Origin of the sequence: Georgenia muralis (assembly GCF_003814705.1) — a bacterium.
GTDB classification, from domain to species: domain Bacteria; phylum Actinomycetota; class Actinomycetes; order Actinomycetales; family Actinomycetaceae; genus Georgenia; species Georgenia muralis.
The window spans coordinates 1,911,015-1,922,491 of sequence record NZ_RKRA01000001.1; the positions used below are offsets into that span (position 1 = coordinate 1,911,015).

At 73.0% G+C, this 11,477-nt stretch carries 7 protein-coding genes; 4 read left to right on the plus strand and 3 right to left on the minus strand.

Annotated features, from left to right (window positions below; genetic code table 11):
- Positions 1–4: 4 nt before the first annotated feature.
- The gene (locus EDD32_RS08490; RefSeq protein ID WP_123916641.1) at positions 5–1,396 is read right to left on the minus strand and encodes a 3-oxoacyl-ACP reductase; all 1,392 of its coding nucleotides are present in this window, start codon (positions 1,394–1,396) and stop codon (positions 5–7) included.
- On the minus strand, positions 1,393–2,736 hold the full coding sequence (locus EDD32_RS08495; protein WP_123916643.1) for an acetyl-CoA C-acetyltransferase: 1,344 nt from the start codon (positions 2,734–2,736) through the stop codon (positions 1,393–1,395). The genes EDD32_RS08490 and EDD32_RS08495 overlap by 4 nt, the downstream gene beginning before the upstream one ends.
- A gap of 147 nt (positions 2,737–2,883) precedes the next feature.
- Here EDD32_RS08495 and EDD32_RS08500 point away from each other — a divergent pair, with 147 nt between their 5' ends.
- The 3 genes from EDD32_RS08500 to EDD32_RS08510 all read left to right on the plus strand — a co-directional run bounded on the left by EDD32_RS08500 (position 2,884) and on the right by EDD32_RS08510 (position 7,141).
- Positions 2,884–3,813: a TetR/AcrR family transcriptional regulator gene (locus tag EDD32_RS08500; RefSeq protein WP_123916645.1), complete on the plus strand. Its 930-nt coding sequence runs from the start codon at positions 2,884–2,886 to the stop codon at positions 3,811–3,813.
- Between the two features lie 170 nt (positions 3,814–3,983).
- The gene (locus EDD32_RS08505; RefSeq protein WP_123916647.1) at positions 3,984–6,185 is read left to right on the plus strand and encodes an acyl-CoA dehydrogenase family protein; all 2,202 of its coding nucleotides are present in this window, start codon (positions 3,984–3,986) and stop codon (positions 6,183–6,185) included.
- A gap of 215 nt (positions 6,186–6,400) precedes the next feature.
- On the plus strand, positions 6,401–7,141 hold the full coding sequence (locus EDD32_RS08510; protein WP_123916649.1) for a 4'-phosphopantetheinyl transferase family protein: 741 nt from the start codon (positions 6,401–6,403) through the stop codon (positions 7,139–7,141).
- Here EDD32_RS08510 and EDD32_RS08515 read toward each other — a convergent pair.
- Positions 7,135–9,738, minus strand: coding sequence for an HNH endonuclease signature motif containing protein (locus EDD32_RS08515; RefSeq protein ID WP_170175251.1), 2,604 nt, complete (start codon positions 9,736–9,738; stop codon positions 7,135–7,137). The genes EDD32_RS08510 and EDD32_RS08515 overlap by 7 nt on opposite strands.
- A gap of 438 nt (positions 9,739–10,176) precedes the next feature.
- Between EDD32_RS08515 and EDD32_RS08530 the strand changes: the two genes are divergently transcribed.
- Positions 10,177–11,427 carry an IS110 family RNA-guided transposase gene (locus EDD32_RS08530; RefSeq protein ID WP_123915458.1) on the plus strand — a complete coding sequence of 417 codons (1,251 nt, stop codon included), beginning with the start codon at positions 10,177–10,179 and terminating at the stop codon, positions 11,425–11,427.
- Positions 11,428–11,477 lie beyond the last annotated feature (50 nt).

Consider the following 11,477-nt stretch of genomic DNA (forward strand, 5'->3'; position numbering starts at 1 on the left):
CCGGTCACTGGCCGGTCTGCAGCTGCCCGCACACGCGGAGCACCTGCCCGTCGATCCCGCCCGCCTGCGGGGAGGCGAGGAAGGCGATCGCCTCGGCGACGTCGACCGGCCGCCCGCCCTGCTGGAGGGAGCTCGCCCACCGCATGACCTGGCGAGGGACCGGCGGCACGCTGGCGGTCATCTCCGTCTCGATGAAGCCCGGCGCCACCGCGTTGACCGTCCCGCCGGCGTCCGTCAGGGAGCCCGCCAGGGCCCGGGTCATGCCGATGAGACCGGCCTTGGCGTTGGCGTAGTTGGTCTGGCCGCGGTTGCCGGCGATGCCGGAGGTGGAGGCCAGGGAGATGACTCGCGGCGCCGTCGATGCCGAGCCGAGCACCCCGGGCCGGGCGAAGGTCTCGTTCATCCGCAGCGGGGCGGTGACGTTGACGGCGGTGAGGTCGTCGAACTTCTCGGCCGACATGTTCGCGAGAAGCTTGTCGCGCAGGATGCCGGCGTTGTGGACGACGACGTCGAGGTGCCCGTAGCGCGAGCGCGCGACGTCGAGGATGCGCGCGGCGGCGTCCTCGGCCGTGATGTCGAGCTGGAGGGCGACGCCGTGCACCTCGTTCATCACCGATGTGAGCGACTCCCCGGCGGCGGGGACGTCCACGCCCAGCACGTGGGCGCCGTCGCGCGCGAGGACACGCACCACCTCCGCGCCGATCCCGCGGGCGGCTCCGGTGACGACGGCGGCCACCCCGGTGAGGGGGCGGGCCCAGTCCGCCGGCTCCGAGCCGGCGCCCGAGACCACCGCGAGGAGCTGGCCGTCGACGAACGCGGAGCGGGCCGAGAGGAAGAACCGCAGCGCCCCGCGGACGGACGGCGCGCGGACGTCGACGTCGTCGGCCAGGACGACGCCGTTCGCCGTCGCCCCGTTCCGCAGCTCCTTGGCGACCGAGCGGACGAAGCCGTCCACGCCCGCCCGCGCGGCCGCGACCGCCGGGGCGAGGTTCGTCGTCGCGTCCGGGCCCGGGGCCCGGCGGGAGAGGGAGACGACCCGGGCGCCCGGCGCCAGCGAGCGCAGCACGGAACCGAGCTGCATGGCGGGCGCGGACAGGGCGGCGGGGTGGGGCAGCTCGGTGAGGACCAGGACGACGGCGCCCCAGCGGGCGTGGTCGGGCAGCCGTGCGTCGCGGTGGACGTCGAGGTCCCAGGCGAGCAGGCCCTCGGCGACCGTGTCGGCGTCGGCGGTGGAGGCGTCGTCGGACAGGACGAGCACCGGCCCGGGGGTCAGCGGCCGGTCGACTGACGTCGGGTCGGTTCGCCGCAGCCGCGCGGGCCGGGGGAGGCCGAGCTTCTTGGCGAGCTGCTGGGCGGGGCCGGGTGCGCCGACGAGCTTGGCGTAGGTGTCGCTCACGCTGCCTCCAGGATCATGGTGACGACCTGGCCGCCGGCCGCGCAGACCGAGATGAGTCCGCGGGCGGGGGAGCCGGGGCGGACCTCGGACTCGTCACGCTCGTGCAGGAGCTTGGCGAGCGTGCCCACGATCCGGCCGCCCGTGGCGGCGAAGGGGTGGCCGGCCGCGAGGGAGGAGCCGGTGACGTTGAGGCGGGAGCGGTCGATCGTGCCCACCGCACCGTCACGGCCGAGCCGGGTGCGGCCGAAGTCCTCGTCCTCGAGCGCGGCCACGGTGGCCAGGACGGTGGCGGCGAAGGCCTCGTGGATCTCGACGTAGTCGAAGTCCTCCAGGCGCATGCCGGTGCGGTCGAGCAGGGCGGGGATGGCGTAGGCGCCGCCCATGAGCAGGCCCTCCTCGCCGGCGACGAAGTCCACGGCCGCGGCCTGGGCGTCGACCACGTGGGCCAGGACCGGCAGGCCGCGCTGGGTCGCCCACTCGTCCGAGGAGAGCAGGACGACCGACGCGCCGTCGGACAGCGGGGTGGAGTTGCCGGCGGTCATGGTCGCCGCCGGACCCTCGGGCGTGGCGGTCCGGGCGCCGAAGACGGGCTTGAGCTTGGCGAGCTTCTCCATCGAGGTGTCCGCGCGCAGCGACTCGTCGCGCGTGAGCCGGCGGTAGGGCGTCATGAGGTCGTCGAAGAACCCGCGCTCGTACGCGGCGGCGAGGTTGGTGTGCGAGGCCAGCGCCAGGGCGTCCTGGGCCTCGCGGGTGATGCCCCAGCGGGCGGTCGTGAGGGCCTGGTGCTCGCCCATGCTCAGTCCGGTGCGCGGCTCGGCGACGTCGGGTGCGACGGGGGCGAGGTCGCGCGGCCGGATCGCCGCGAAGGCCTTGAGCCGGTCCGGGAGGGTCTTGGCGCGGCTGGCCCTGAGCAGTGCCTTGCGCAGGCGCTCGGAGACGACCACCGGTGCGTCGGAGGCGGAGTCGACACCGCCGCCCACGCCCACCTGGGCCTGGCCGAGGGCGATCTTGTTGGCGACGCCGACGATCGCCTCCAGGCCCGTGCCGCACGCGCGCTGGACGTCGTAGGCGGGGGTGTGGTGGTCCAGGGACGAGCCGAGGACCGTCTCGCGGGTGAGGTTGAAGTCGCGGGAGTGCTTGACGACGGCGCCCGCGGCGACCTCGTCCAGCCGCTCGCCGGCCAGACCGAAGCGGGCCACGAGCCCCTCGAGGGCTGCGGTGAGCATGTCCTTGTTGGACGCGCCGGCATAGGCGCTGCCGGCCTTGCCGAACGGGATGCGGTTCGCCCCCACGATCGCCGCGCGCTTCGCGGGGGTCTGCGGGGTGGGTGCTGAGGTCACGTCGTCGTCCTCTTCCTGCCGGTGCGGTTTGCCTGCCGGGCGGGCCCGGCGGTCGCTGCGGTGCGGTCGTGGTGGGTCGGGACCTAGGTCCGTCGCCCGCCGTCGACCATTGCAGTACTCACAGTACCTGATACTGTCAGTATCGTGATGCCTGTCACGGACCGCACCCCCACGCCCGGCGAGAGCTCCGCGTTCGCCGGGGGTTCCACCGGGGACGCCGGTGACTCCGCGCGTGCCGGCTCCGCCCGCGCCCACGGCCGCCCGACGCCTGACGGGCGCTCCACGCGCTGGGCCGGGCACCGCACCTCGCGGCGTGAGGAGCTCGTCCGGGCGGCGCGGCGGGCCGTGCAGCACGGCGGTCCGGACCTGTCGATGGACGAGCTGGCGGCGGCGATCGGCACCTCCAAGTCGATCCTCTACCGCTACTTCACCGACAAGACCGGCCTGCAGACCGCTGTCGGCGAGGAGGTGCTCGGCCGGATGCGCATCGCCCTCGAGGAGGCGGCGGCAACGGCCGGGGGTCCGCGCGAGCGGATCTCGGCGATGGTTGCCGTCTACCTGGAGATGGTCGACCGCGCGCCTCACGTCTACACGTTCGTCACCCGCACCGAGGCCGCGTCCACCGCCGGGGCGCTGCGAGGGTTCGTCGCCGAGGTCGCGGACCTCGTCGTCGACTCGCTCCTGCCCGCCCTGCGCGGCGAGGAGCCGGGTGACGGTCCCGACGACGAGACCCTCGCCGTCGCCCACGTGTGGGCGGCCGGGGTCGTCGGGCTGGTGCGCGGCGCCGCCGAGCGCTGGATCGCCTCGCGGATCGACCGCCCCGGCGAGAGCGGGTCGGCGGTCGGCACGACGGAGGTCGCGGCCCCCTCGGCGTCGGCAACCTCCTCGGGCGCGCCGACCTCGGGAGCTGTGCCGTCGGCGGGAGCGGCGTCGTCGTCGGCTGGTGCCGCGTCGACGCCGTCGGGTGCGGAGGGCGTCCTCGCCGAGATGAGCCGCGAGGAGATGACCGCCCACCTGGCCAACTGGCTGTGGGACGGAGCGGTCGGAGTGACACGTCGCGCGCGACGGCGACCCTGAGACGGCGCGCTCCCAGAAGCGGGACCCGGACCACCGGGCCTGACCTTCGTCCACGAACCGACCGGCACCACGAGACGTGGACCGGCACCACCAAGACCCGACCGGCACCACCGAAGACCCGACCGGCACCACCGAAGACCCGACCAGCAACGACGCGAACCGGAGAACCGATGAGCACCACGATCCCCACCAGCCAGAGCCCGGCGAGCAGGGCCGAGACCCTGCCCGCGAGCCCGGACGGCGGCGTCACCGCCGCCCCCCTCGAGCAGCTGCCCTCGGCCGCGACCCCGCCCAGCCCGGGCGTGACCCCGGTCGAGACCGGTGAGCGGATCGATGTCGCCGCGCTGGGGAAGATCCTCGACGGGCGCTGGTGGCAGCTGCGACGCGCCGCCCGTGACCTCGCCCTCGACCCCGATCTCCAGAAGATCGAGAGCCTGACCATGGAGGAGCACCGCGAGCGCGTCCTGGTGCAGTCCCGGCGGCTGGCGGCGATGGGCCTCGTCCACCGTGCCTACCCGCCGGAGGTCGGCGGCAAGGGTGACCCCGGCGGGAATCTCGCCGGCTTCGAGGAGCTGGCCGTCCTCGACCCGTCGCTGCAGATCAAGGCCGGCGTCCAGTGGGGCCTGTTCGGCTCCGCCGTCCTCCACCTGGGCAACGAGGAGCACCACCGCCGGTGGCTTCCCGGCATCCTCGACCTCAGCGTCCCGGGCTGCTTCGCCATGACCGAGATCGGCCACGGGTCCGACGTCGCGTCCATCGCGACGACCGCGACCTACGACGAGTCGACGGCGGAGTTCGTCATCCACACCCCGATCACCGCCGCACGCAAGGAGTACATCGGCAACGCCGCGCTCCACGGGGTGGCGGCGGTCGTCTTCGCCCAGCTGGTCACCAAGGGCGTGAACCACGGGGTCCACGCCTTCTACGTGCCGATCCGGGAGGAGCGGGCCGACGGCGAGATGCACTTCGTCGACGGGGTCGAGGGCTCCGACGACGGGCTCAAGGGCGGGCTCCGCGGGGTGGACAACGGTCAGCTGTGGTTCGACCACCTGCGAGTGCCCCGCACGAACCTTCTCAACCGGTACGGGGACGTCGCGCCGGACGGCACGTACTCCTCGCCGATCTCCAGCCCGGGACGGCGGTTCTTCACCATGCTCGGCACGCTCGTCCAGGGTCGGGTCTCCCTGTCCGGCGCAGCGGTGAGCGTGTCGAAGATGGCGCTCGCGATCGCCGTCGCCTACGGCACCCAGCGGCGTCAGTTCACCGGTGCGGACGAGCACAGCGAGGTCGTGCTCATGGACTACCAGCAGCACCAGCGCCGGCTGCTGCCTCTCCTGGCCCGGACGTACGCGGCGACCTTCGCGCAGAACGAGCTGCTCGACCGGTTCGACGAGGTCTTCTCCGGCAGGCACGACTCCGACGAGCACCGCCAGGACCTCGAGACCCTCGCGGCCGCGGCGAAGCCGATGACCACATGGCTCGCGCTCGACGCGCTCCAGGAGGCGCGGGAGGCCTGCGGCGGCGCCGGCTACATGGCGGAGAACCGTCTGGTCGGCCTCCGGCAGGACATGGATGTCTACGTCACGTTCGAGGGTGACAACAACGTCCTCCTCCAGCTCGTCGGCAAGCGTCTCCTCACCGACTACGGCCGGGAGATGGCGAAGGTCGACATCGCCGGCGCCGTTCGTTACGTCGCTGCGCGGGCAGCGGACATGACGCTGCACCGCACGCCGCTGCGCCGGGCCGCCCAGTCCGTCCTCGACACCGGTTCCCGGGCCCGCTCGGCCGGCCACCTGCGCGCCGCGGAGACGCAGCGCGAGCTGCTGGAGGACCGCGTGGAGTCGATGATCGCCGAGATCGCGACGGCGCTGCGGCCTGCGCGGCACGCCTCGCCGGTCGAGGCGGCCGCCCTGTTCAACGCCCACCAGCACGAGCTCATCGAGGCGGCGCGGTCGCACGCCGAGCTGCTGCAGTGGGAGGCCTTCACCGCCGCGCTGCCCACGGTGCGGGACCCTCGGACCCGGGAGGTCCTCACCACGCTCCGCGACCTCTACGGCCTCACGCTGATCGAGAAGAACCTCGCCTGGTACCTCATGAACGGGCGGATCTCGGGCCAGCGCGCGAAGACGGTGACGAGCTATGTCGACAGGCTGCTCATGCGGCTGCGCCCGCACGTGAACGACCTGGTCGCCGCTTTCGGGTACAGCCCCGGTCACCTGCGCGCCACGATCGCCACCGATGTGGAGGCGGAGCGCCAGCGGGAGGCACGGGAGTACTTCCGCCACCAGCGTGCTGTCGGGCGCGAGCCCATCAACGAGAAGGAGCTCCACGCCAGCCAGCAGCGCTCGGGTCTGGCCGAGCCCGGAGCCTGACGCGCTCGCCCGAGCCACGAGCCCCTGTGGCGGGTGGCTCGGGCGAGCCGTTGGGGGCTCGGGGTGACGCGCGGGGTGCGTTGTGTCGCGATCCGTGTGCCGACGAGGTTCCTCTCCAGCGAGTCCGCCGCCGCGCCGTCGCTGCCTGCCGCCCAGCGACGACTCGATCGCGCGAGGATGACGGCGTGGGGGTCGCGGTGGTGGACGTCTGGTTCGTGGCCGCCGGCGTGGGTGAGCAGTGGTTGACCCAGCGCTCCACCGTCGACGCGCGCGGGCTGCCGGCCGAGCTGGACGCCGTCGAGGAGAGGCGCGCGCGCCGGCTGCGGCCCGACCGGCGAGCCGCCTTCGTGGTTGCACGCGTCATGCTGCGGCGAGTTCTCGGTGAGCGACTGGGCCTCGCGCCAGAGGCCGTGCCGCTCGTCGCGCGCTGCGAGCTGTGCGGGGAGGCACATGGGCAGGTCCATATCGAGGGGGTCGAGCGGCTGTGGGTCAGCGTGACCCGCAGCTCGGGTGTGCTCGCGGTCGCGCTGACCGACGCCGGACCGGTCGGTATCGACGTCCAGTCTGTTGCCTCCGTCGATGCAGCCCCGGTTGTGGACGTCGCGCTCTCACCTGGTGAACGACTCCAGGTCGAGGGCCTGGCGCCGGCTGAGCGGCCGGACGCCGTCGCCGCCGCCTGGGTGCGGAAGGAGGCGGCGCTGAAGGCGCTCGGGACGGGTTTGCGGCGCTCCCCCTCGGACCTCGAGATGATGCCGCTCGTCGGCGGTGCGGCTGTACGTGGTGTCCCCGATCTGCAGGTCGCGGACCTCGGTGTCGGGCCCGGGATCGTCGGCGCGGTCGCCGTGCTGCTGGGCGGTGTCGGTACGGGCGGTCCAGGAACGGACGAACGGCCGCGAGTCGAGGTACGGCCCCACGAGGGCGAGATCCTGCTGGATGCGGAGCAGCGCGATCAGTAGGGCGGGGCGTCGTGGTCCGAGGGCGGGTCGGCGGGTGCGGCTCCGGGCAGCGGTGCTGACGTGGGTCGGTGGTGGCGGAGGTAGGGGGGTGTGTGGGGGAGCATGGTGATGGTGCCGTTGATCTGGCGTCGGTAGGCGTGTCCGGTGGGGGTGAGCCATTCGAAGATGCCGGGTTCGGGTTGGGCGACGGTGAAGATGCCGGCGGTTTTGATGGTGTGGTCGCGGGTGCACATGGGTCCGCCGTTGTGTGCGGCGGTGGGGCCGCCGTGGGCCCAGGCTTGGGTGTGGTCGTACTGGCAGCGGTGGGCGGGGGTGGTGCAGCCGGGGCGGACGCAGGTGCGGTCGCGTTGGCGGACGTGGTCGAGGAGGTCGGCGGGGGGCCGGTAGCGGGTGCGTCCGACGTCGAGGACCGCGCCGGTCAGGGGGTCGGTGACGATCCGGCGCCAGGTTCCTCCGGCGGCGAGGGCGCGGGCGACGTCGGGGGTGATGGGTCCGTAGCCGGCGAGGGTGGCGACGCCGGCGGGTGGGTCGTCGGGGAACTCGCCGGTCAGGGCGGGCGGGTCCTGCGGCGGGTCGGTGGTCGGTGGGTCGGTGGTCGGCGGTGACTCTGCGGGGTGGTCGGGGAGCTCGCCGGGCACCGTCGGCGTGTCCTGCGGCGGGTCAGACGTTGGCGTGGTGGTCGGTGGCGGCGTGGTGGTCGGCGGCGGGGCGCTGGTGGGTGGTGGGAGGAGGACGGACAGGGGGACGTCGAGGCGGAGGTCGACCCGTGGGGGGTCGCCGAACCACTCGCCGTCGGCGGGGATGAGCAGGTGCAGCGGGGGCAGGCGGGGCCCGGGGTCCTGGGGGACCGGGCACCGGCACGTCGCCCCAGCCCCGACGGCCCTGGCCCCGACGCCCCCGGTCCCGATGGCCTCGCCCCCGGCGTCGGGTGCCCCGCGCCCGGGGTCCGGCCCGGCCCCGGGTGTGTGGGTGTCGGTGGTCGGTGGGGCTGCGTGGCCGTCGTCGCCGTCGCCGTCCCCGTGGTCGTGGTCGTGGTCGTGGTTGTGGTCGTGGGTGTGGGTGGTGGGGCGGAAGCGGCCGGTGATGAGGGCGAGGAGGATGTCGGCTCGGAGCTGGTCGGTGGTGCGGGTGTCGCCGGCGGCGCGGGCGGATTGGGCCATGTGGTCCAGGACGAGGTCGATCTGGACGCAGCTGGTGGCGGTGGTGATGGCGCTGATGCGGCCCATGCCGTCGGGTAGGGGTTGGGTGTGGGTGACGTGGCGGTGGCCGCGGGCGCGGTGGTGGCGGGCCTGGGCGTCGGTGGGGTCGACGGCGATGAGCTTGTCGGCGAGGTCGCGGACGAGCTGGGGGTGGGTGCGCCGGTCGGCCTCGGTGAGGATGTCGTGCTCGACCATCCAGGCCACGGGGGTGGGGCTGTGGTGGAGGGTGGCGACGATGGTGGCGGCCTTGCGGTAGTCGATCTCGCCGGCCTCGAGCCGGTCCCGGGTCTGGTGGAAGGACCGGGTCAGGCCCTGGCCGGTGGCGACGAGCTTGGCGGCGTCCTGGCGGGTGGTGGCCAGGCGTAGGGCGAGCTCTTCGGCGGTGCCGTCGATGGTCTTGGGGGCGGCCGCGCCGGTCTTGGCGTACATCACCGGTTCGGTGGCGACGTGGGCGGCGGCGAGCGCGGCCCGTCCGGCGGACCAGGACTCCAGGCGTTTGTAGGCGGCGACGACCTCGACCTTGGCGAAGGGGGCGAGGGACTCCAGGTCGATCTCGTCCAGCAGCGCGGCGAGCTCGGGTCCTGGGGCCATGGAGGCCAGGACGTTCAGGGCGACCCCGAGGGTGGCCGCGTGCTCGGCGTAGACCTGCGCGATGACCTCCGCGATCGGCCGGTCCAACCGCCGCCGCCGGACCCGACCACCGTCCTCGTCAGCGTCAGCGTCAGCGTCAGATTCAACGTCAGATTCAACGTCGGCACCGGCACCGGCATCGGAGCCGGAGCCGGTGTCGGCGTCGGCAGTGGGGTCGTGGTCCTGGTCGTCGTGATCGAGGCGCGCGACGGAGCCGGACTCGGTGCCGGAGCCGGCGGCGGGGTCGGTGCCGGCGGCCGGGTCGGTGCCGGCGGCCGGGTCGGGGTCGGCGGCCGGGTCGGGGTCGGCGGCCGGGCCGGTGCGGGGGTCGGCGGCGGTGGTGGTGGGCTGGGGGAGGGTCTCGGCGACGGCCTGGTACCCGCCGGGGCCGAGGAGCTGGTCGAAGACGCCCTGGGACCACCGGTTGCCGTCGTGGGCCCGCTCGGCCAGGCCCTTGAGACCGATCGCGGTCAGGGTCCGGGCCCGGGCGATGCGTTCCTCGGCCCGCCACTCCCGCTGCACCGCGATCAGGTGCTCGCACCCACCGTTGGTCAGCGCGTCGGCGTAGCAGCAGTACCCGCGCTCCCGCGCCTGCGCATCCCGCGCCTCGGCATCCCCGACCGGGCCGCCGCCACGCCCCGTGGGGTCCCCCGCCCGGGCCTGGCCGTCGCGGCCCGGGGCGTCCCCGGGCTCAGCGTCACCGTCGGGGGCCGCCGCACCGGGCTCAGCGTCGCGGTCGCGGGCCGCCGCACCGGGGTCCTGGTCCACCGCTCCCACCTCCACCTCGAACTGGTGTTCCCACCGTAGAGCCGGGGTACGACATCGCCACCACGACTGTGGACACCACCCCCACCACGGCCCTGTGACAGGCGTAGAGAGTTCACGAAAATTGCCACTGCGCAGGTCAGCAACTTAGAGACTCCGTGGAGTCTCGCCGGGGCTCGCGAAGATGGTGCTCCGGTGGCGGTTGGCGCGATGCTGGCGGCGTGGGGGTGCCGACAGGGACACTGGTGGTGTTCGTCCCGGTAGACCCCGCGCCCTCTGTGGTGCCGTTGAGCCTGTAGGTCAGCATGGTGGCGGAGGGCCTCCACGGGAACCGTGGAATGTTGCCTTTGAGCACGAGCGTCAGACTTCGAAACACTCCCAGCCCTTCCCGGGACGAACGCACCGTTACTCCACCAAGGCGGATGAGGGGAAGTGGTCGGGATGGAAGTCCTGCACCGGCGGTGCGCCGGGCTCGACGTATCGAAGAGGGACGCCAAGGTCGCGGTCCGGATCGCTGGAGGCGGCCGAGCGGGGGCGAAGTCGACCGTCACGACGTGGGGAGCGACCACGAACTCGATACTCGCCCTGCGTGAGCATCTGATCACCGAGGCTGTCACGTGCGTGGTCATGGAGGCCACGAGCGATTACTGGAAGCCGTTCTACTACCTCCTCGAGGACGGCCCGTTCGAAGTGCTGCTCGTCAACGCCCGGCACGCCAAGAACATGCCGGGCCGCAAGAGTGACGTCTCCGACGCGGCCTGGTTGGCGCAACTGGGCGCTCACGGCCTGGTGCGTGGATCGTTCGTGCCGCCGCCGCCGGTACGGGAACTGCGGGACCTGACCCGCACTCGCACGGCGCTGACCCGCGAACGCAGCCGCGAGATCCAGCGCTTGGAAAAGCTCTTGGAGGACGCCGGGATCAAGCTCTCCGCCGTCGCCTCGGACATCACCGGGGTCTCCGGGCGGGCGATGCTCGATGCGCTCATCGCCGGTGAACGGGATCCGGCCGTGCTGGCTGACCTCGCAAAGCGGCGCATGCGGGTCAAGATCCCCCAGCTCACCGAGGCGTTGACCGGACGCTTCAACGATCACCACGCCTTCCTTGCCCAGATGCATCTGGACCTGATCGATCACCACACCGAGGCCGTCGACCTGCTCACCACCCGGATCGAGAGGATGATCGAGCCCTTTCGCCACGTCAGGGACCTGATCATCACGATCCCGGGCATCAGCGTGTTGGTCGCCGACGTCATCATCGCCGAGACCGGAGCCGACATGGCCATCTTTCCCACTGCGGGACACCTGGCCTCCTGGGCCGGGACGTGCCCGGGATCGAACGAATCCGCCGGGCACGTCAAGTCCACCAAGACACGCCCGGGCAATCCCTACCTCAAGGGGGCCCTCGGCATCGCGGCCATGGCCGCCGCGAAGTCCAAGAGCACCTACCTCGCGGCGAAGTACCGGCGCATCGCCACACGACGAGGCCCGATCAAGGCCCAGGTCGCACTTGAGCACGCGATGCTCGTCGCAATCTGGTACATGCTCACCAACGACAACCCCTACCACGAGCCCGGAGGCGACTACTTCGTCCGACTCAACCCCGACAAGGCCAAGAACCGCGCCCTCGACCAACTCCGACAGATGGGCTACGACGTCACCCTCTCACCCGCCCACCTGCCTATGGCCGGGTAAATCTTCGCGTCAGACGGGTGTGGTGTGGTCGATGCGGGGCTACCGCGGCC